Consider the following 19,877-nt stretch of genomic DNA (forward strand, 5'->3'; position numbering starts at 1 on the left):
CATCCTGGTGGGGCGGGCGGACTGCCCGGCGCGGACCCGTGTCGGCCGCGGACGCTTCTGGTGGAGGTGCCGATGGACCCGGTCGACGCCCTGCGGCGGATCGCCTTCCTGCTGGAACGCTCCCAGGCCGCCACCTATCGGGTGAAGGCCTTCCGCACGGCCGCGGCCGCCGTGGACGCGATGGCGGCCGGGGAGGCGGCCGAGCGGGTGGCCGCGAACTCCCTGGAGCGGGTCGCCGGGATCGGCCCTCGCACCGCCGAGGTGATCCGCGAGGCCCTGGCCGGGCAGACGCCCGGGTATCTGGACCGGCTGGAGGCGGAGGCCGCCGCCGAGCCGCCCGTCGAGGGGGGCGAGGATCTCTTCGCCCGGCTGACGGGCGACTGCCATCTGCACTCGGACTGGTCGGACGGGGGCAGCCCGATCGAGGAGATGGGGCGGACCGCCGCGGAGCTGGGGCACGCGTGGGCCGTCCTCACCGACCACTCGCCCCGGCTGACGGTGGCCCGCGGCCTGTCGCCGGAGCGGCTGCGGGAGCAGCTCGCGGTGGTGGCGCGGCTCAACGAGGTGTGGGCCCCGTTCCGGCTGCTGACGGGCATCGAGTGCGACATCCTCCCGGACGGCTCGCTCGACCAGGAGCCCGCGATGCTGGAGCGGCTCGATGTGGTCGTGGTCTCGGTCCACTCCAAGCTGCGGATGGACCCGGAGCCGATGACCCGTCGCCTGGAGGCGGCGGTACGCCACCCGCGGGCGCATGTGCTCGGCCACTGCACGGGACGCCTGCTGACCGGGCGCGGCCGGCCGGAGTCGCGGTTCGACGCGGACCGGGTCTTCGCGGCCTGCGCCGAGGCGGGTACGGCGGTGGAGATCAACTGCCGTCCGGAGCGGCGGGATCCGCCCCTGCGGCTGCTGCGCGCGGCCGTCGCGGCGGGGGTGCTGTTCGCGATCGACACCGATGCGCACGCCCCGGGGCAGCTCGCCTGGCAGCGGTCGGGATGCGCCCGCGCCGAGGAGTGCGGGGTGCGGGCCGACCGGGTGGTGACGACCTGGAGCGCGGACCGGCTCCTGGAATGGGCCCGCTGACCGCATCCGGGTGCGCGCGGTCGCCGCGCGGGGGCGCGTGGCCTCCCGGGCCCACCCGCGCGGCCGCCCGCCCGGAGTTTCGGCAGGTCTCTCCGGAGCGGGCGGGCGCGCGTCGGCCGGGCTACTTCTCGGGGTAGACGTCCCCGGCCTCCATGGCGCTCTGCTGCTCGCTCCGGTCCCGGATCGTCCGGGACTTCTTCTCCAACCGCTCGCGCTCGTGCGGGTCGCTCGCGCGCTCCGCGGCCTCCGCGAGCTGCTGGGCCTTCTCACGCATCTGCCGAGCCAGGTCGGCTGGTTCGTCCGGACCGCTCATCACCACTCCTTGGACGCTGGGGACCTCTGGGGCATGCCCGGCGGATCAGGGCCGGACACGCCCCAGCGAACCAGCGACCGGCCGCCTCCGCATCCCGCGCGGCCCGGGTTCCCGCGCCGGAACCGGGGTGTCCTGAGCCGTCTCCGCGTCGGCGGCGCGCGCAGGACGACCCGGTGGGACAACCCCCGTCTCACCCTGGAGTCGAGGGTGAGACTCTGCTCCGCCCAGGGGCCGGACGGCGTGCGCGGGGGCCCGAACGGAGAGACCCTGGATTCATGGCTGTTCTACTGAATCCCCCAGGAGAGACACCGCCGGCCGAGGGTTCCATCGGGGAGGCCCACCAGGAGCGCCCGGACGGAGGGCCCTGGGAGCACCCCGGCGTCTGGACCGCCCTGATCGTGATCGGCGCGCTGGTGGTCGCCGGATTCTTCCTCGCGCGGATCTTCGGTTACGGATGACGAGCCGCGAGGTGTCCGCATCGGCGCGCCGGATCACCGACGCGCTGTTGGAGGGGTATGGGCGGACGTATGCGGAGGAGGCGGGGATCCGGCTGCGTGACACTCCGCAGCCGCTCTATCAGCTCCTGGTGCTGAGTCATCTGCTGAGCGCGCGGATCCGGGCGTCGGTCGCCGTGGCCGCCGCGCGGGCGTTGTTCGCGGACGGCATGCGCACCCCGCGCCGGATGGCCGACGCGACCTGGCAGCAGCGCGTGGACGCGTTGGGCGTGGGCGGCTACCGCCGCTACGACGAGCGGACCTCCACCCAGCTCGGGGAGGGCGCCCACCTCGTCCTCGACGTCTGGAAGGGCGACCTCCGCCGCCTCCGCGCTGAGGCGGACGGCGATGGGGAGGTGGTGCGTGCGGGGCTCCAGCGGGTCCAGGGGATCGGGCCGGCCGGGGCCGACATCTTCGTGCGCGAGGTGCAGGACCTCTGGCCGGAGACCGGGTTCCGGGGCGGTGCGAAGGGCCTCCAGGGAGCCGAGAGGCTCGGTCTGCCCACCTCCCCCGGCACGCTGGCGAAGCTTGCGCACGGCCGGAGTGGGGCGGCGCTCGCCGCGGCGCTGGTCAGGGCGGCCCTCGACCCGGAGGTCGTCGAGACCGTCCGGGAGAACGCACAGGCCCGGAAGTAACCGGCCCCGCCAGGCCCCCGCACGGCCCCGCACGGCAGCGTCCCCACGGGGGTGTCCCCGGGCGACGGGGCTTGCTCCGGTTCCCGGGGACGCTGCCGTGCGGGGCTTCCTCCGGCGATGGGAGGTGCGGCAGCGGACTCGCGCGGGTGCCCGCTGCCGTGCGTGACGGCACGGGCAACCCGCGCTTCTCTCAGCGGTCGGAGGCCGCCCGCGCCGCGCGTGCCAGGGCCTCCTCGCGGCGGGCCTCGGCCTGTTCCTTCCTGCCCTGGGCCTTCAGCCGCTCGTTCTCGAGGGCGATGCCGTCCGATTCCTTGATCATGCCTTTGAGCCTCCGCGCCTTGGCGCGGGCGATGTCGGTGCTCTTTCCCACAGCTGCCTCCATGCCGCGAGGGAGATACGCGCTTCTCCCTCCACTATGCATACCCGCGCGGCGGAACGCAGGCCGCTACAGCAGTGGATCCTCGTCGTCGTCCGGCCCGCCGCCCTCGACCCGCAGCGCGAGGTCCTGGAGGACGTCCGCCGACGACACGTCGGTCTGCCCGGAGTCGTGGACCTGGGCCAGCATCGTGAACGCGAGGGTGAAGGCGCTCACGAGCTGCTCGACCGCACCGCCGACCTCGCGCCCGACGACGGTGACCACCTCCTCCACGGAGAAGTCGTCGGGGATGGCGATGTGGGGCATCGTCTCGTTCAACAGGGCGGTGACGGCGCCCGCTCCCGTGTCCAGATCTTCCCGTTCGAGGTCCGCCTCCAGCAGACGCTGCATTTCGCGCGCCTCTGTGAGGATGCCGATCACGCGCTTCACGACTTCCCGTTGCTCCATGGCCGCGAGCATAGGGCGTGCAACCCGGTCGCAACGTCCGGTCGAGTTGACTCGCGTCCGGTTGTCGCGGCGTCGCCATAGCCGAGAAGGGGCAGGTCCATGGAGTGTGACCCGAAATCTCCCGCCGTCGAACTGACACCGGCCGCGGCCGATCTGCTGCGACGGCTGCGGGCGGACCACGGCCCGTTGATGTTCCATCAGTCGGGCGGCTGCTGCGACGGCAGCGCGCCGATGTGCTATCCGGCCGGTGAGTTCCGTACCGGGAACGCCGATGTGCTGCTGGCGGACCTCGCCGTCGACGGAATGCCCGGGAGCGTGCCCTTCTGGATGTCGCGGAGCCAGTACGAGGTGTGGTCCCACACCCGGCTGATCGTGGACGTGGTGGAGGGCCGCGGCAGCGGGTTCTCGCTGGAGGCTCCGGAGGGGGTGCGGTTCCTCATCCGTTCCCGTCTGGTGGACGGCTGAGGCACCACGTGCGGCAGCGCCCGCGACACACCGCGCCGCGCCCTATCCGCGCGGCGGAGGCTTCCTGTGCGAGCGGTTCTCCAGCATCGCCCGGCGGATGCGGGCCGCCGCGGCCCGGGCGTGCTCCGGCGTCGCGGTGTGGTCGGCGACCGAGGTGACGAAGCGGTGCAGCGGCTGCCGGCAGCGGGGGCACGGGGTGTCGGTGGTGACGCGGTGACCGTCCTCGCACTGCGGGTCGGAGCACGAGCCGGGCATCAGCAGCTGTTCGGCGATGTCCTGGGCGCTCCAGCGGCGGCGGCCGTCCTCGTCCTTCTCGTTGAGGGCGTGGGCCCAGCGCAGGTTCCAGCGGCGTTCGACGCGTTCCCGCAGGAGACCCGCGCTGCGGTTCGCCAGCTCCTGGTGGATCAGGTCGTGGACGGTGCTCGGGACCCGGCCGCCGAGCGCCTGAAGGAGCTGCTGGGGCAACGCCTGGAGGACGTAGCCGCGCGGGTTGCTCTTGGCGTTCTCCCGCCAGCGGTCGCAGAAGCAGGTCCCGTCGGGCCGTTTCGGGGCGTGGCAGCGGCCGCACAGGCCGCGGCACTCGGCGCACAGCCCGCCGTCGAGCCCGTCGAGGTGGGGCGCGGGCGCCCGGCCGCAGGACTGGCAGCAGGCCGCGCACGGCCCGCAGAGCCGCTCGTTGCCCGCCTTCGTCGTCCAGATCCGCATCTGGCACCGGCAGCACAGGCCGGTGTTGCAGTACTCGTGGTGGGCGGCGCCCGAGTGCCGGCCGGAGGGCGGAAAAGACATCTGCCCATTGTGCGGGATGTCCGGGCGCGGCGTGGACGGGCCGTCGGCACCGGCCGGGCCGACGGCGGGTTCCGCGTCGAGTCCGGGGGCGGGAGTGGGCCGGGGTCAGGGGTGGAGGCCGCTGACCAGGTCGGCGGTGGCCCCGACGCCGTCGTGGATGGTCGGCGCCATGCTCGTACCGGCCAGGAAGAAGCCCAGCAGGACACAGACCAGTGCGTGGGAGACCTTCAGTCCGCCGTTGCGCAGGAAGATCACTGCCAGGATCAGCATGAGCAGGACCACCGAGATCGAAACGGCCATGGCCAACCTCCTCCGCCGCGCCGGATTTGCGGCTTTCGGCCGCCAGTGTGGCGCAGCGGAGGGGCTGTTCGGCGCACTGGCGTGTCGGCCGAACGGGTACTTCCGGGCCGGGAGGCGTTACGGGGTCGGGGCGCGGTTCCCGCGAGCGCGGAGGAATCGTTCGAGTCCGGCCAGGTCGTCGGTGTTGAGGTGGTCGACCCCGGCGGCGAGCAGTTCGGACCAGACGGCCTCGCGTGCGGCTCCGGGCAGGTCGGGTGTGGCCCAGAAGCGGATGCGGCGGCCTTCCCGGTGGGCGGTGGCGACGAGGGTGCGGAGCCGGTCGCGCTCGGCCCGGGGGAAGGGGCCGGCGCCGAGCCAGCCGAAGCTCTGGGTCCAGTTGGCGCTGACGAGCGGGGCGAACGAGGCGGGGACCCCGGTGCCGAGGTCGTCGAGGCGGCCGTCGTAGAACGCGTACCGGGTGCGTTGCGCCTCTATGGGGACGCGGGCGGCGCGGTCGCCGGAGACGACCGGGGTGACCGCGCCGGGGTGGACGCGGCCGTGGCTGTAGCGGGTGAGGATCCGGTGGTGGCGGCGCAGTTGCCGGTCCAGTTCGCGGTAGGCGGCGACGCCGTCGGCCTTGATGTCGATGAGGAGCTGCAACGGGGCGCGGTGGTGCGGGTGGACGCGGCCGTGCCCCGCGCGGACGAGGGCGGCGAGCGGTTCCAGGTAGAGCGAGGCGAGGGTGCGGGTGGGGTCGAGCGTGGCGGGCTCATGGGCCACGAGCAGATCGCCCCCGACGAGGAAGACGTCCGCTTCGACGCTGGTGAACCCGTGGGCGAGCGCGTCGTGCAGCGGCCTGGGGTGCAGGTAGTCGTTGTGCGCGTGGGCGTGGCGTAACGGGCGCGGACCGCGGGGGCGGGCCGGTGCGGCGAGCGCCGTCGCGGCGGGGGCGGCGACGGACGCTGCGGCGGTGGCGAGGGCGACCGTGAGCGCGCGGCGGCGGGTGGGGTGGGCCATGGGGACTCCCTGAGCGGCGTACGGGCGGGGTGGACGGTCGCGTCGAGTATGGAGCCGCACCCCTACCGTTGAGCAGGTACCTGCCAAGAGTTGGCCGGACCGTCGCCCGCCGGTCGGCCGGGCCGCATCGGCTGTTCTCCAGGCGCCGACACGGTCCGTAAGCCGTGGCGTGCGCCGTTCCTCATGCGCCGTTCCTCATGCGCCGTTCGCTGCTCGCTGTGTGTCGTCCCCCGCGCGCCGTTCGCTGCTCGCTGTGCGTCGTTCCCGTAGGGCGCTCGGGCGACAGCCGCCGGTCAGCCGACCGCCACGCGCTCGCTTCCGGCGGTCCGCTCGCCCCAGCGGACCGTACGGTCGCACCAGCGCTCCAGCAGCACCCGGTCGTGGCCGACCGCGAGCAGGGCTGCCCCGGACGCGGAGCGGTAGCGCTCGACCACGGCGACCAGGGCGGCCGTCGTGGACGCGTCGAGCATCGCGGTCATCTCGTCGCAGATCAGCAGCCGGGGCTCCAGCACCAGGGCCCGTGCCAGGCAGGCCCGCTGGAGCTGGCCGTCGCTGACCGCGTGCGGGCGGCGCTCCAGCAGCTCCTCGGAGAGACCGACCAGGGGGGCCAGTTCCGCCACCCGCTCGGGGACGTCCCGGCGGCGCCCGGTCGACCGCAGCGGCTGGGCGATCAGTTCGCGCAGGCTGAGCCGGGGGTCGGCGGAGAGCCGGGGCTGCTGGAAGACGACCCCGACGGCCGTGCGCTGCTCGCGCGGGGCCCGGTGCCGCCAGCCGCGTACCACCGTGCCGTCGAGGGTCACGGTTCCGGCGTCCGGGCGGTGCAGGAGGGCGGCGACCTTGGCCAGGGTGGACTTGCCGCAGCCGCTGGGGCCCAGCAGCCCGACCGCCTCGCCCGCCGCGACGTGCAGGGAGACATCGCGGACGACGGGGTCGCGGCGGTCGTATCCGGCGGTGATCCGGGTCAGCTCAAGCATCGGCGGCCTCCTTGAGGGGGTGCGTCCGGCCGGGCAGTGCGTGGTGGCAGGCCAGGTCCGACACGAAGGCCGGGCGTTCGCCGGCGCAGCGGGCGTCCGCGTGCGCGCAGCGGGCGGCGAAGGCGCACCCGTCGGGCAGCGACCCCAGCTCCGGCGGCATCCCGGGGATCGGGGCGAAGTCCCGCTCGGGCAAGGCGTCCAGCAGGCCCTTGGCGTACGGGTGGCGGGGGCCGGGCGCGCCGAAGAAGGAGCCCGCTGCGGCGATCTCGACGATCCGGCCCGCGTACATCACGGCGACCCGGTCCGCGATCCGTTCGGCGGCGGCCAGGTCGTGGGTGATGATCAGCAGCGCCCGGCCCTCGTCGGTGTGGCGGCGCAGTTCGTCGACGGTCCGCTCGACGAGGTCCCGGTCGAGCCCGGTGGTCGGTTCGTCGGCGAGCAGCAGCGGGGCGTCGCCGACCAGGGCGAGGGCGGTCGCGGCGCGCTGGGCGAGGCCGCCGGAGAGCTCGTGCGGGTAGCGGTCGAGGTGGTCCGCGGGGAACGAGGCCCGGTCGGCGGCCGCCACGGCGGCCTTCGGCAGCTCGCTCCCCCGCACCCCGGTCAGCTCGCGCAGGCTCTCCTCCAGCTGGGCCCGGACCGTGCGCACGGGGGTGAGGTGGGCCGCGGGGCTCTGCGGTACGAGGCCGATGCGCCGTCCCCGTACGGTGCGGGCGAGGGTGCGCTCGTCGGCGGTCAGCAGGTCCGTGTCCCCGCCGAGCACCGCGCTGCCGGTGGTCGCCGCGTTGGCGGGCAGCAGCCCGAGCAGGGCCGAGGCCAGGACCGACTTGCCGCAGCCGCTCTCGCCGACCAGGGCCAGGCACTCCCCCGGCGCGACGGAGAACCGGGCGTCGGTGACGGCCGCGATGTCCCGGCCGCCGCGCATCCGGAAGCGGACGGAGAGGTTCTCGACCGCCAGGACGGGGGGCTCGGCGGATTCAAGGGCGCGGGTCACAGCATCAGCTCCGATTTCCGGCGCGGGTTGATCCGGTCGCGCCAGGCTCCGGCGAGCCCCGCGAGCGCGAGGGTCGGGATGATCAGGAAGAGGCCGGGGAAGAGGGTCGGCCACCAGTCCCCCGCGAGCAGCGAACCGCGCGCGGACTGGACGAGGTTGCCGAGGCTCGCCTGATGGGCCGGGAGCCCCAGCCCGAGGAAGGACAGCGCCGACTCGTGCCACATCGCGTGCGGCACCATCAGCACCGCCGCCAGACCGGCCTGCGGGAGCACGCCGGGGAGCAGGTGCCGCACGATGACCCGGGTGCGGGAGGCGCCGCCGGAGACGGCCGCGTCGATGAAGGGGCGCGAGCGCAGCGAGAGCACCTCCGAGCGGACGATCCGGGCGGTGGACAGCCAGTGCGTCAGGGCGACCGAGATGATCACCGGCCAGACGCCGGGCCGGAACATCGCGACGATGAAGATGCCGAGGAGCAGGTGCGGCACGGAGGACAGGGCGTCGACGACCCGCATGACGACCCGGTCCGTCCAGCCGCCGAACGCCCCGGCGAGGGCGCCGATCGCGGTGCCGATGACGGTGGCGGTGAGGGCCGCGACCAGGCCGACGAGGAGCGATACGCGCAGGCCGTAGACGCAGCGCAGCAGGAGGTCGCGGCCGACGTCGTCGGTGCCGAACGGGTGGGCGAGGGACGGGGGGTCGAGCTTGTTGGCCAGGTCGACGGCCTGCTGGTCGAGCTGGGCCAGCGGCGGGACGACGAGGACGGCGAGCAGGACGGCGACGACGATCGTGGCCGAGGTGACGATCCGGACGCGGCGGGTGGTGCGGCCGGGGAGGGCGAGCGCGGTCTCAGCCATCGAAGGCCACCCGGGGGTCGGCGAGTCCGTAGAGGAGGTCGGAGAGGAGGTTGCCGAGCAGTACGGCGGCGGTGGCGAGCACCGTGAGCGCGGCGAGCAGGGAGAAGTCCACCGAGGTGGCGGCCTCCACCGTGGCGGCGGCGATGCCGGGCCAGCTGAACACCGTCTCCACGAGCAGCGCGCCGGTGATGAGTTCGGGGACACGGGAGCCGATCAGGGTGAGCATCGGCAGCATCCCGGAGCGCAGGGCGTGGCCGAGGAGCACGGTGCGCTCGCTCAGCCCCCGGGCGCGGGCGCCGCGCACCGGGTCCTCGGCCAGCGCGTCGGCGACGCCCTGGCGTACGTACAGGAAGAACCACGGCAGCTGGGAGACGCCGAGGACGGCGGCGGGCAGCACCAGGTGGGAGGCGACCTGGCCGAAGGTGACGACGTCGCTGCCGGCGTCGGTCAGTCCGCCGGCCGGGAGGACGTCCAGCTTCAGGGCGAAGAACCAGATGGCGAGCAGTCCGAGCCAGAAGGCGGGGGCGGCCTCCAGGGTGTACGCGGCGGAGCTGACGCACCGGTCGAGCCAGCCGCCGGGTGCCCGGGCGGCGAGGACGCCGAGGCCGGTGCCGAGCAGGATCGCGACGAGGAAGGCGGTGGCGGCGAGCAGGACGGACCAGCCCATGCGCTCGGCGATGACGTCGGCGACCGGCTGGCGCATCACGCTGGAGTCCCCGAAGTCGCCCTGGAGCGCCGAGGTCAGCCAGTCCCACCAGCGGGCCACGAGCGGCTGGTCGACGCCGAGGTTGGCCCGCAGCTGGTCGAGGTTCTCCTGCGATGCAGTGAGGCCGGCGGTGCCCGCGTAGGCCTTGACCGGGTCGAAGGGGGACGCGGCGGCGACGGCGAAGACGCCGAAGGTGACGACGCCGAGGACGGGGACGGCGAACAGGACTCGCCGTCCCGCCATCCGCGCCATCGGCCCCCAGGGGAGGCGTCGGCTCACTTCTTCGAGCCCCCGGAACCCTCGGTGGACCACTTCTCCACGTTCCACCAGGGGCCGGAGGCCAGCCCGTGGTCGTGCGGCTCGACCTGGGTGGTCAGGGGGCCGAAGCGGTCGTCGACGACGTAGAGGTGGTCGATGTGGGTGAGGAAGGTGTAGCCCGGGTTCTTCACCAGCTCGCGCTGGACGGTGTCGTAGGCCTTCTTGCGCTCGGCCTTGTCGCCGCTCCTGCGGCCGGCCTCGATCGCGGCGTCGACGGCCTCGTTGTCGTACCAGGCCATGTTGTTGAAGCCGTCGCCCGCGAGGGAGGACTTCAGCAGGGTGTACTGGTCGAAGTCGGGGTCGGCGGGCGAGCCGCCGCCCGCGAGCACGGCGTCGTGCTTCATCCGGGGCTCGATGACCTCCCAGGTGCCAGCCTCGGCGGTGATGGCGATGCCGGCCTTCTTGGCGTCGGAGGCGTAGGCGAGGGCGTGCTCCTGGCGGAGCTTGTCGCCGGTGAGGTACCAGAGCGGGAAGGCGGCGCGGACGCCGTCCTTGACCCGGACGCCGTCCTTGCCGGGCTTCCATCCGGCCTCGTCCAGGATCTTCTTCGCGGCGGCGAGGTCGTGGGGGCGCTCGGTGCCCCGGGTGAACCACTCGCTGTCGGTGGGGACGGGCCCGTAGGCGGGCTTGCCCTCGCCGTTGAGGATGGCGTCGACCATGGTCTCGCGGTCGACGGCGACGTCGAGGGCGCGGCGCACGGCGGTGTCGCCGGCGACCTTGTTGTGGGTCGGGAGGGTCACCGTGCGGTAGTCGTAGGTGGTGGCGGCGTACGTCTTCTTGCTCTTGTCGTCCGCGAAGCCCTTGGCGAGGTTGGGCGGCAGGATCGCGCCGTCGAGGTCGCCGGAGCGCAGCCGGGTGGCGCGCACGTCGTCGTCCTTGATGATCGCCATGGTGAACTTCTTCACCTCGGGTTCGCCGCCCCAGTAGTGGGGGTTGGCGGTGAAGCTGATCTTCTCGCCCTTGGACCACTTGGTGAGGACGTAGGGCCCGGTGCCAATGGGGCGGGTGGTGAAGTCCCCGGTGTTGACGTCCTGCTCGCCCGCGATGTGCTGGGGGGCGATGGGCAGGACGGTGCGCTGGGCGAACGGCGCGTAGGGGTACTTCAGCGTGAAGACGACGGTGTCCTCGCCCTTCGCCGTGACGTCCTTGACGGCGTCCAGCTCGGTGCGGGAGGCGTTGTTGGTCTTCTCGTCGAGGATGGTGCGGTAGGTGAAGACGACGTCCTTGGCCCCGAACGGCTTCCCGTCGCTGAACTTCACGCCCTGGCGCAGCTTGTACGTGTACGTCAGACCGTCCGCGCTGACCTCGGGGAGTCCGGCGGCCAGGGCGGGGCGGAGCTTCATGTCGCCGTCCAGGGCGAGCAGTCCGTCGAAGATCTTGGAGTTGCCGTCCTTGCCGTAGCCGAGCAGCGGGCTGAGGCTGTCGGGCTCGTAGGCGATGCCGACGACGGCCGAGGTCGACCCCGATCCGGAACCGCTCTTGGCGGTGTCCGGGTTCGAGCAGGCGGCTGCTGTCAGGGACAGTGCGGTCGCCATCGTTGCGGCGAGCGCCACCCGTATCGATCGGGCCGTCATAGTCTGCACATCCCTGTTCAAGATCGGCTGTTATTGCGAACAGTGTGCAATTAAACATCACGTAAAAGACCCTGGTACAGCCCGCCTCGACAGACGAGACGGGTGCACCAGGGCCGATGCGTCCGAGGGCGCCCCTACGGAGCCGGAAGTTCCGCCAGCTCCGCGACGGCCTGACGGTGACGGCCCGCCGTGCCGTACGCGATCGAGTCGGCCTTGGCGCGCTTCAGGTAGAGGTGCGCGGGGTGTTCCCAGGTCATGCCGATCCCACCGTGCAGCTGTACGCATTCCTCGGCGGCGTGGACCGCGACGCCGGAGCAGTACGCCTGGGCCACGGCGACCGCGAGCGGGGCGTCGGGGCTGCCGGTGGCGAGGGCGTCGGCGGCGTTGCGGGCGGCGGCGCGGGCCGAGACGACCTCCAGCCAGAGTTGCGCCATCCGGTGCTTGAGCGACTGGAACGAGCCCACGGGCCGGTTGAACTGGTGGCGTTCCCGGGTGTACCGGACGGTCTCGGTCAGACACCACTCCGCGAGGCCGAGCTGTTCGGAGGCGAGCAGTCCGGCCCCGGCGAGCAGTCCGCGCCGTACGGCGGTGGCGCTCGCGTCCGCGTTCGCCAGCAGGGTCCCGGCGGCCCCGGCCAGGGTGACGGCGGCCAGCGGCCGGGTCAGGTCGAGCGGGACGAGCGGCTGTACGGCGACGCCGGGGTCGGCCGTCCCGACGGCGTACAGCCCCTCGGCGGTCGGCACCAGCAGCACATCGGCCACCGCCGCGTCGGCGACGCCGCGTACCGTCCCGTCCAGTGAGGCGAGCACCGCGTCCGCCCCGGCGGGCGGGGTCGCGAAGGGCACGGCGAGGACGGCCGTACGGGTGCCGGAGGCCAGCTCGCCCAGGAGCGCGGCGCCCGGACGGTTCTCGGCGCCCAGGGCGAGCAGCGTCTCGGTGGCCACGACGGAGCTGGTCAGATACGGGGCGGGGGCCACGGACCGGCCGAGCTCCTCCAGGACCACGGCGGCCTCGCGGTGGGACGCGCCCTGGCCGCCGAGCTCCTCCGGGACGAGGAGTCCGGCCGCGCCGATGCCGGTGGCGAGCGAGGTCCACAGCCGCTGGTCGTACGGCGTGTCGGACTCGGTCGCCGCGATCACCGCCGGCGCGGCGGCCCGGTCGGTGAGGAGGGCGCGCACGGCGGCGCGCAGGTCCTCCTCGTCCCTGGAGTAGAGCAGGTCGGGGGTGGCGGGGGGCTGGGCGGGCGCGGTCATCGGCTCAGGTCCTTCCAGGCGACGTCCTTGTCGTTGCGCGGTTCGGAGGGCAGGCCGAGGACGCGCTCGGCCACGATGTTCAGCAGGACCTCGCTGGTGCCGCCTTCGATGGAGTTGCCCTTGGAGCGCAGATAGCGGTAGCCGGCGTCCCGTCCGGTGAAGTCGACGAGCTCCGGGCGGCTCATGGTCCAGTCGCCGTACATCAGGCCTTCGTCGCCGAGCAGTTCGACTTCCAGGCCGCTGATCTCCTGGTTGAGCCGGGCGAAGGCGAGCTTCATGCCCGAGCCCTCGGGGCCCGGCTGTCCGGCGACGAGCTGCTGACGGAGCCGCTCGCCGGTGAGCCGGGCGACCTCGGCCTCCACCCAGAGGGTCAGCAGCCGCTGGTGGGTGTCGGGGGTGCGCAGTTCGGGGCGGTCGCGCCAGGTCCTGGCGACCGGGCCGATCATGCCGCCCTCACGGGGGATGCGGGAGCCGCCGATGGAGACGCGCTCGTTCATCAGGGTGGTCTGGGCGACCTTCCAGCCCTCGCCGACGGGGCCGAGGCGGTGGCTGTCGGGGATGCGTACGCCGGTGAGGAAGACCTCGTTGAACTCGGCCTCGCCGGTGATCTGGCGCAGCGGCCGGACCTCGACGCCGGGGTCGGTCATGTCGCAGATGAAGTAGCTGATGCCCCGGTGCTTGGGCAGGTCCGGGTCGGTGCGGGCGATGAGGATCGCCCAGCGGGCCAGGTGGGCGCTGGACGTCCAGACCTTCTGGCCATCGACGATCCAGTCGCCGCCCTCGTCCCTGACGGCGCGGGTGGCGAGGGCCGCGAGGTCGGATCCGGCGCCGGGTTCGCTGAACAGCTGGCACCAGACCTCCTCCCCCACCCACAGCGGGCGCAGGAAGCGGCGCTTCTGCTCGTCGGTGCCGAAGCCGAGGATGGTGGGCGCGGCCATGCCGAGGCCGATGCCGATGCGGCGCGGGTCGTTGTCGGGCGCGTCGGCGGCGGCGAGTTCGGTGTCGACGGCCTGCTGGAGGGAGCGGGGCGCGTCGAGTCCGCCGAGGCCCACCGGGTAGTGGACCCAGGCCAGGCCGGCGTCGAAGCGTGCCTTCAGGAAGTCGGTGCGGTCGGTGGTGGCGGGCGGGTGCGCGGCGAGCAGTTCGCGGGTGCGGCGGCGGACCTCGGCGGCATCGACGGCGTGGCTCATCGGGCGCCTCCTGGCAGGACCACGATGCGGCCGGTGCTGGTGCCGTCGGCGACGCGCTGGACGGCGTCGGCCGCTCGGGCCATCGCCACGCGCTCGCTGACGAGGGGTTTGACGATGCCCTGCTCGGCGAGCTTGGTCAGTTCGTCGTGGCAGGCGCGGACGGCGGCCGGGTCCTTGGTGTTGTACAGGCCCCAGTGCAGCCCGACGACGGAGTAGTTCTTCACCAGGGCGTGGTTGAGGCCCGGGGTGGGGATGACGCCGCTGGCGAAGCCGACGACGAGGATGCGGCCCTCGAAGGCGACGCACTTGGCGGACTTGGCGTACGCGTCGCCGCCGACCGGGTCGTAGACGACGTCCGCGCCGCGCCCGCCGGTGGCGTCCTTCACGGCGGCGGCGATGTCCTCGCCGCGCCGGTCGATGACCAGGTCGCAGCCGAGCTCACGGGCGACGGCCGCCTTCTCCGGGCCGCCGACGACGCCGATGACCTTCGCGCCGGCCGCCCTGCCGAGCTGGACGGCGGCGCTGCCGACGCCCCCGGCCGCCGCGTGGACGAGGAGGGTCTCACCGGGCTGGAGGCGGGCGCGGCGGTGCAGGCCGAACCAGCCGGTCTGGTAGCCGATGTGCAGGGCGGCCGCCTCGGCGTCGTCCAGCGCGTCGGGGGCGGGCAGCAGGGCCGCCCCGTCCGCGACCACGTAGTCGGCGAACCCGCCGTGGGGCAGGGCGGGGGTGGCGAGGACCCGCCGCCCGTCCTCGGTGGTGCCGCACACCTCGACGCCCGGGGTGAACGGCAGCGGCGGCCGCACCTGGTACTGGCCCCGGCAGAGCAGGGCGTCGGGGAAGTTGACGTTCGCCGCGCGGACCTCGACGAGCACCTGCCCGTCGCCGGGCGTGGGCCGGTCCGCCTCCTCCAGCCGCATCACCTCGCCCGGCTCGCCGTTCCGGTGCACTCGCCATGCCTGCATGAGGGGCCTCCACGACACTGTCGGCATCAACCGCTGGAGCGGTCGGCATTATCACTGCTGCGCCGCATACTAAGCGGTCGCTTGCCAATCTGGGAACACCTCGGGCCCGCCCCGGGCTTCAGGCGCGCTTCGGCTTCGCCCGCACGTGCATGCGCTCGCCCTGCGGACCGAAGAGGCTGAGGAACTCCACCGTCGCGTCCTCGGCCGGGCCGAACCAGTGCGGCAGCCGGGTGTCGAACTCGGCGGCCTCGCCGGGCTCCAGCACCAGATCGTGTTCGGCGAGCAGCAGCCGCAACTTCCCGGAGAGCACGAACAGCCACTCGTACCCCTCGTGCGTGCGCTGTTCCGGCGGGCCGCCGCTGCCGGGCTCCTGGATCAGCTTGTACGCCTGGAGGCCGCCCGGCCGGGCGGTCAGCGGCAGCATGGTCCGGCCGTGCTGCACGATCGGCTTGGCCCGCACGCGCGGATCGCCGACGGGTGCGGCGCCCACCAGGTCGTCGAGGGGCACCTCGTGGGCGCGGGCGATCGGCAGCATCAGCTCAAGGCTGGGGCGGCGGCCGCCGGACTCCAGCCGGGAGAGCGTGGAGACGGATATTCCGGTGGCCGCCGAGAGCGCGGCGAGGGTGACCCCGCGGTCCTTGCGCAGCCGGCGCAGGCGGGGGCCGACGCCGGAGAGGACGGACTCCAGTTCCGGGTCGTCCCGGTCGTGTTCCTTCATCCGGCCATTGCAGGATCGGCAAGCCGGTTTGTCAATACGGTCAGAGGGCGAAGACCTCGAAGGTGACCGCGGGCCGGCCGCCGAACCGCTCGGCCGCGTCGTTGACCATGCCCTCCAGGAAGGTCCGGCAGTAGCGTTCCGGGTCCTCCTGGGTCAGCGCCTCGATATACGTGCGGTGCTCCAGCAGCGACCGGACCGAGCGTTCGAGACCCGCGGTCGCGTCGACCGCGTGGGTGGGCCGGTCGCTGCCCGCCAAGGCGGTCCAGCGCACCCCGCCCCACGGATCGAGTCCCCGTTCGCCCAGTTCCGGGAAGATCCAGCGGTTGCCCGCGTCGGCGACGGCGTCCAGGGCGGCGCGCCCGACCGCGCGGTGGTCGGGGGTGTTCCAGACGACCCCGCCCCAGGTTTCCCGGTGGTTGAGGGTGACCACCAGTTCGGGGCGGTGCCGGCGGATGGCCGCGGCGATGTCGCGACGCAGCCCGATGCCGTACTCGATCACACCGTCGCGGTGGTCCAGGAACTCCACGGTCCGCACGCCGACGACGGCGGCGCTCGCCCGCTGCTCCCGCTCGCGCACCGGCGCGCACTCCTCGGGCGACAGCGTGTCGATCCCGGCCTCGCCGCGGCTGGCGAGGAGGTAGACGACCTCACGGCCGCCGTCGGTCCACTCCGCCACGGCGGCGGCCGCTCCGTACTCCAGGTCGTCGGGGTGGGCGACTACGGCCAGGGCGCGCTGCCAGTCGACGGGCATGGGTTCGAGTCGCTGCGACGTCATACGAACAGGCTACCCACGTACCGTCGGCACGCAGGCCATCCACGTACCGTCGGCACGGTCGGCTTCCCGGCTCCCGCGCCGGGCGTGCGAGGCTGGAGTCCGGTGACGGTCACCGCGAACACGGCCGCCCGGCCCGTCCGGGCCGGGTGCGGGGCGCCCCCGCACCCGGCCGCTCCGGCGAACGAAAGGAACCCGCTCGTGCCCAGCCCCGCATCCCTCTCCCCCGCCCAGGCAGCAGCCCGTCTGGAGGAGTTCACCGTCGTCGACGTGCGGGCTCCCGGCGAGTACGCCGCCGGACACGTTCCCGGCGCCCTGAACATCCCGCTCGACAAGCTGCCGGAGGCCCTGCCCGCGCTCAAGTCCGCCTCCGCGCGCGGTTCGCTGCTGGTGGTATGCGCTTCCGGGGTGCGCTCCACGCGGGCCTGCGAGATCCTCGCGGGAGCGGACATCGAGGCCGTGACGCTGACCGGCGGCACGTCGGCCTGGGAGGGTGACGGCCGGGGCCTCGACCGCCCCGAGGGCGCGCGCACCACCTGGCCCATGGAGCGTCAGGTGCGGCTCGCGGCGGGCTCGCTGGTGGTGGCGGGGCTGGTGGCGGGCATCCGCTTCCCGGCGGCGCGCTGGCTGTCCGCGGGCGTCGGCACGGGCCTGGTGTACTCGGCGCTCAGCAACACGTGCGGGATGGCCGCGGTCCTCTCGAAGCTGCCGCACAACCGGGCCCCGCGTGCCGCCGGCGACCTGGACGCCACGCTGGAGGAGCTCCAGCGCTGATCCGACGGGGCCGGCCGGTCCACGACCGGCCCCGGGACGGGTGCGCGGGGCCCGGGGCCGGTCAGGCCTCGTCGCGGACCAGTGCCAGCAGCCGGTCCAGGACGCGGGGTCCGCCCGCGCGCACGCCGTCGTGCTCGTACTCGTCCGTCACCCAGGTCCGCAGCCCCCGGATCGCCGCCGCCGTGCGCAGCGCGTCCGCGGTGTCGACGTACATGTCGTCGTGGTAGACGGCCGCGGCGACCGGGACCTCGTTGGCGGCGAGCCGCTCGGGGTCGTACAGCACGGGCCAGTCGGTGCGCTGCGCGAGGAGTTCGGCGGTCTCGCGCAGCGGGCGCAGGGCCGGGTCGACGTCGAAGTGCCAGGGGTGGATGGTCTCGCCGGTGAAGAGGACCGGGCCGTCGCCCGCCAGTGCCGCCGCCGCGTCGAACTGCGGGAACTCGGCGCGGACACGCTCGGCGGCCCAGGCGGTGGGGCGCTCGCCCTGCCCGTAGATGGCCTCGTGGAGCAGGGCGTACAGCGGGTGCCCGGCAAAGGAGGCGGCCGTACGCAGGGCCTCCTGGAAGGCGTCGGAGAGTTCGGTGCCGCCCGGGGTGCGGACGAACGCGTTCTCCAGCAGGTAGTGGAGCTGGTGGCTGCCGCTGCCCGAGCCGAGCATGATGCCGAGCGACTGGAAGCCCTCGGGCGTCAGCCGGTGTCCGGCGCTCTCGGGCCGGTGCTCGGCGAGGTACGCGGTGATCGCGCGGGCGCGCTCGACGTCCTGGGGGTAGCGGGCGTAGTGGGCGGCGACCTTGCGTTCGACGCGGGGGTAGGCGGCCCGGTAGACGTCGTCCGCGTGGGCGTCCAGCGAGGGCAGCCCGCCGGTGATCAGGACCGCCGCGAGGCCCTCGGGGGCCGAGGAGAGGTAGCGGACGGCGCAGAAGCCGCCGAAGGACTGGCCGAGGACCGTCCAGGGGGCTCCGCCGGTGAGCTGCGGCCGGATCAGCTCGCAGTCGCGGACGATGGAGTCGGAGCGGAAGTGGGAGAGGTAGTCGGCCTGTTCGCGCGGGCCGCCGCGCAGCGGGAGGGTCTGCCGGTTGGCCGGGGTGGACCGTCCGGTGCCGCGCTGGTCGAGGAGGAGTACCCGGAACTCGCGCACGGCGCGGCCGAGCCAGGCCTCCGTGCCGACGAACCGGCGCGCGCCGAAGCCGGGGCCGCCCTCCAGGTAGACCAGCCAGGGCAGCTCCTCGCCGGCCCGGGAGGTGGCGACCGCTTCCCGGCCGTAGACCTCGATCTGCTCGCCTCCGGGGTCGCTGTGGTCCAGGGGCACGGTGAAACGCCGGTCGGTGAGGACGACGCCGGGCTGCCGGTAACTGATCACGGGAACTCCTGAATCCGGGGTGCGGACTGATCCGGGCGAAAGGGCCAGTTCAGCACATGCCCGCACCGGTCCGGGGAGGGGCCCTCGGGGGATGCCCCGGACGGTCCCGGCCCGTGTGCGCGGCGGCCGGGGGGCTTCCAGGGGGTGTCTGGCACTTCCGCGTGGATGAGCGGACGGCGTCCGGTGCGGTGCATCGCAAGGCGCCGGAAAGTCCTCGTAGCGGAGCTACTAGGGCTTTTCGGTAACGCCGCGAGGTGCCGTGCCGGACGTCGCCCGCCCGCGCGGAAGTGCCAGACACCCCCTAGCGTTCAGGCATGATCCGGTTCGAGCAGGTCGGCAAGGTCTATCCGGACGGGACGACGGCGGTCGACGGGCTGTCCTTCGAGGTGGCGGAGGGCGAGCTGGTGACCCTGGTGGGACCGTCCGGCTGCGGCAAGACGACCACGATGATGATGGTGAACCGGCTGATCGAGCCGACCTCGGGCCGGATCCTGGTGGCCGGCGAGGACATCGCCGGGATCGACCCGGTGAAGCTGCGCCGCCGGATCGGCTATGTGATCCAGCAGGTGGGCCTCTTCCCGCACCGGACCGTCCTGGACAACACCGCGACCGTGCCGGCGCTGGTCGGCTGGAAGCGCGCACGGGCCCGGGAGCGGGCGGCGGAGCTGCTGGACCTGGTGGGCCTGGACCCGAAGACGTACGGATCGCGCTATCCGGCGCAGCTCTCCGGCGGGCAGCGCCAGCGGGTGGGCGTGGCACGGGCGCTCGCGGCGGATCCGCCGGTGCTGCTCATGGACGAGCCCTTCGGCGCGGTGGACCCGGTGGTGCGCGAGCGCCTGCAGAACGAGTTCCTGGCGCTCCAGCAGCGGGTGCGCAAGACGGTGCTCCTGGTGACGCACGACATGGAGGAGGCGGTGCGGATGGGCGACCGGATCGCGGTGTACGGGGAGGGACGCATCGAGCAGTTCGACACCCCGGCCGCCGTGCTCGGCACCCCGGCGACCCCGTACGTGGCCCGGTTCGTGGGTTCCGACCGGGGGCTGAAGCGGCTGTCGGTCACGGCGATCGAGCCGGAGGATCTGGAGGAGCCGCCGGTGGCCCGGCTGGAGGAGCGCGCGGAGGCCGCGGCGGCCCGGCTGGCTGCTGCGGGGGCCCGCTGGGCGGTGGTCCTGAACGGCGCGGGCGAGCTGCACGGCTGGGTGTCGGCGGACGCGCTGCGGTCGGCCGGGGAGGAGGGAACGGTGGGCGGCCTGGCCCGCCGGATGGACGCGTGGGTGCCGGTGGGCGCCCCGCTGAAGCAGGCGTTCAGCGAGATGCTCCAGCACGACGCGGGATGGGTGGCGGTGCTGGACGGGGCCCGGTTCCTCGGGGTGCTGACCCCCGCCAAGCTGCACGAGGCGCTGCGCCGGTCGGTGGACGCCGACGCGCAGGGGGTGGGCCGTGAGGAGGTGGAGTTCGATTCCGTGGCGGACGCGTAGGGGCGCCCGCGCATCCCCACCCTCAAGGGGTGCCCCCGGCACCCGTTGCCCGCGTTTGCATGTA

23 protein-coding genes are annotated in these 19,877 nt (G+C 73.8%); 6 read left to right on the top strand and 17 right to left on the bottom strand.

All coding sequences use genetic code 11. The annotated features are described in order from the left end of the window. Positions 1-72: 72 nt before the first annotated feature. Positions 73-1,080 carry a PHP domain-containing protein gene (locus tag AB0F29_RS15865; protein WP_361872174.1) on the top strand — a complete coding sequence of 336 codons (1,008 nt, stop codon included), beginning with the start codon at positions 73-75 and terminating at the stop codon, positions 1,078-1,080. A 121-nt stretch (positions 1,081-1,201) separates the two neighbouring features. Here AB0F29_RS15865 and AB0F29_RS15870 read toward each other — a convergent pair whose 3' ends face one another. Then, positions 1,202-1,393 (bottom strand): DUF6381 family protein, encoded by a 192-nt coding sequence (locus AB0F29_RS15870; RefSeq protein ID WP_018955846.1) that lies wholly within the window; start codon positions 1,391-1,393, stop codon positions 1,202-1,204. Positions 1,394-1,668: 275 nt separating this feature from the next. On the opposite strand from AB0F29_RS15870, the gene AB0F29_RS15875 reads away from it, so the two are divergent. Continuing rightward, positions 1,669-1,851 carry a DUF6480 family protein gene (locus AB0F29_RS15875; protein WP_018955845.1) on the top strand — a complete coding sequence of 61 codons (183 nt, stop codon included), beginning with the start codon at positions 1,669-1,671 and terminating at the stop codon, positions 1,849-1,851. Continuing rightward, positions 1,848-2,522: an endonuclease gene (locus tag AB0F29_RS15880; RefSeq protein ID WP_361872178.1), complete on the top strand. Its 675-nt coding sequence runs from the start codon at positions 1,848-1,850 to the stop codon at positions 2,520-2,522. Before AB0F29_RS15875 ends, AB0F29_RS15880 begins: the two co-directional genes overlap by 4 nt. Positions 2,523-2,712: 190 nt before the next feature. On the opposite strand, the gene AB0F29_RS15885 is transcribed toward AB0F29_RS15880, so the two are convergent. Together AB0F29_RS15885 and AB0F29_RS15890 are read right to left on the bottom strand one after the other, a co-directional pair. Continuing rightward, on the bottom strand, positions 2,713-2,892 hold the full coding sequence (locus tag AB0F29_RS15885; RefSeq protein ID WP_361872181.1) for a hypothetical protein: 180 nt from the start codon (positions 2,890-2,892) through the stop codon (positions 2,713-2,715). Between the two features lie 75 nt (positions 2,893-2,967). Then, positions 2,968-3,357 carry a hypothetical protein gene (locus tag AB0F29_RS15890; RefSeq protein WP_018955842.1) on the bottom strand — a complete coding sequence of 130 codons (390 nt, stop codon included), beginning with the start codon at positions 3,355-3,357 and terminating at the stop codon, positions 2,968-2,970. A gap of 87 nt (positions 3,358-3,444) precedes the next feature. Here AB0F29_RS15890 and AB0F29_RS15895 point away from each other — a divergent pair, with 87 nt between their 5' ends. Next, entirely contained in the window at positions 3,445-3,810 is a 366-nt protein-coding gene (locus AB0F29_RS15895; RefSeq protein ID WP_018955841.1) for a DUF779 domain-containing protein, read from the top strand. A gap of 42 nt (positions 3,811-3,852) precedes the next feature. Here the strand turns inward: AB0F29_RS15895 and AB0F29_RS15900 are convergent, their stop codons facing one another. From AB0F29_RS15900 to AB0F29_RS15960, 13 genes are all read right to left on the bottom strand, one after another. Continuing rightward, a complete protein-coding gene (locus AB0F29_RS15900; protein WP_361872185.1) occupies positions 3,853-4,596 on the bottom strand; it encodes a hypothetical protein in 744 nt (247 codons plus the stop codon). A 105-nt stretch (positions 4,597-4,701) separates the two neighbouring features. Next, positions 4,702-4,896, bottom strand: coding sequence for a hypothetical protein (locus tag AB0F29_RS15905; RefSeq protein WP_018955839.1), 195 nt, complete (start codon positions 4,894-4,896; stop codon positions 4,702-4,704). 117 nt (positions 4,897-5,013) lie between these two features. Next, the gene (locus AB0F29_RS15910; protein ID WP_361872188.1) at positions 5,014-5,892 is read right to left on the bottom strand and encodes a phosphatidylinositol-specific phospholipase C/glycerophosphodiester phosphodiesterase family protein; all 879 of its coding nucleotides are present in this window, start codon (positions 5,890-5,892) and stop codon (positions 5,014-5,016) included. Positions 5,893-6,185: 293 nt separating this feature from the next. Further along, positions 6,186-6,866, bottom strand: a complete 681-nt coding sequence (locus AB0F29_RS15915; RefSeq protein ID WP_361872191.1) for an ATP-binding cassette domain-containing protein — start codon at positions 6,864-6,866, stop codon at positions 6,186-6,188. After that, the gene (locus AB0F29_RS15920; RefSeq protein ID WP_361872696.1) at positions 6,859-7,788 is read right to left on the bottom strand and encodes an ABC transporter ATP-binding protein; all 930 of its coding nucleotides are present in this window, start codon (positions 7,786-7,788) and stop codon (positions 6,859-6,861) included. The genes AB0F29_RS15915 and AB0F29_RS15920 overlap by 8 nt, the downstream gene beginning before the upstream one ends. A gap of 65 nt (positions 7,789-7,853) precedes the next feature. After that, entirely contained in the window at positions 7,854-8,711 is an 858-nt protein-coding gene (locus AB0F29_RS15925; protein ID WP_361872194.1) for an ABC transporter permease, read from the bottom strand. After that, positions 8,704-9,669 carry an ABC transporter permease gene (locus AB0F29_RS15930; RefSeq protein WP_361872698.1) on the bottom strand — a complete coding sequence of 322 codons (966 nt, stop codon included), beginning with the start codon at positions 9,667-9,669 and terminating at the stop codon, positions 8,704-8,706. The genes AB0F29_RS15925 and AB0F29_RS15930 overlap by 8 nt, the downstream gene beginning before the upstream one ends. A 23-nt stretch (positions 9,670-9,692) precedes the next feature. Continuing rightward, on the bottom strand, positions 9,693-11,309 hold the full coding sequence (locus AB0F29_RS15935) for an ABC transporter substrate-binding protein (protein WP_361872197.1): 1,617 nt from the start codon (positions 11,307-11,309) through the stop codon (positions 9,693-9,695). A 134-nt stretch (positions 11,310-11,443) separates the two neighbouring features. Then, complete coding sequence (locus AB0F29_RS15940; protein WP_361872200.1) at positions 11,444-12,562, bottom strand: acyl-CoA dehydrogenase family protein; 1,119 nt, start codon at positions 12,560-12,562, stop codon at positions 11,444-11,446. Next, on the bottom strand, positions 12,559-13,752 hold the full coding sequence (locus AB0F29_RS15945; protein WP_361872203.1) for an acyl-CoA dehydrogenase family protein: 1,194 nt from the start codon (positions 13,750-13,752) through the stop codon (positions 12,559-12,561). Before AB0F29_RS15945 ends, AB0F29_RS15940 begins: the two co-directional genes overlap by 4 nt. Continuing rightward, positions 13,749-14,714: an NADPH:quinone oxidoreductase family protein gene (locus AB0F29_RS15950; protein ID WP_361872206.1), complete on the bottom strand. Its 966-nt coding sequence runs from the start codon at positions 14,712-14,714 to the stop codon at positions 13,749-13,751. The genes AB0F29_RS15945 and AB0F29_RS15950 overlap by 4 nt, the downstream gene beginning before the upstream one ends. Before the next feature lie 118 nt (positions 14,715-14,832). After that, positions 14,833-15,432: an XRE family transcriptional regulator gene (locus AB0F29_RS15955; protein ID WP_018955829.1), complete on the bottom strand. Its 600-nt coding sequence runs from the start codon at positions 15,430-15,432 to the stop codon at positions 14,833-14,835. A 40-nt stretch (positions 15,433-15,472) separates the two neighbouring features. After that, positions 15,473-16,207, bottom strand: coding sequence for a PIG-L deacetylase family protein (locus tag AB0F29_RS15960; RefSeq protein ID WP_361872209.1), 735 nt, complete (start codon positions 16,205-16,207; stop codon positions 15,473-15,475). 198 nt (positions 16,208-16,405) lie between these two features. On the opposite strand from AB0F29_RS15960, the gene AB0F29_RS15965 reads away from it, so the two are divergent. Continuing rightward, positions 16,406-16,978, top strand: coding sequence for a rhodanese-like domain-containing protein (locus AB0F29_RS15965; protein ID WP_361872212.1), 573 nt, complete (start codon positions 16,406-16,408; stop codon positions 16,976-16,978). A gap of 61 nt (positions 16,979-17,039) precedes the next feature. On the opposite strand, the gene AB0F29_RS15970 is transcribed toward AB0F29_RS15965, so the two are convergent. After that, positions 17,040-18,335: an alpha/beta fold hydrolase gene (locus AB0F29_RS15970; protein ID WP_361872215.1), complete on the bottom strand. Its 1,296-nt coding sequence runs from the start codon at positions 18,333-18,335 to the stop codon at positions 17,040-17,042. Between the two features lie 314 nt (positions 18,336-18,649). On the opposite strand from AB0F29_RS15970, the gene AB0F29_RS15975 reads away from it, so the two are divergent. Beyond that, positions 18,650-19,813, top strand: a complete 1,164-nt coding sequence (locus tag AB0F29_RS15975) for a betaine/proline/choline family ABC transporter ATP-binding protein (protein WP_361872217.1) — start codon at positions 18,650-18,652, stop codon at positions 19,811-19,813. The last annotated feature ends 64 nt before the right edge of the window (positions 19,814-19,877 follow it).

This window comes from Streptomyces sp. NPDC026589, from assembly GCF_040638385.1.
Classification (GTDB): Bacteria; Actinomycetota; Actinomycetes; order Streptomycetales; family Streptomycetaceae; genus Streptomyces.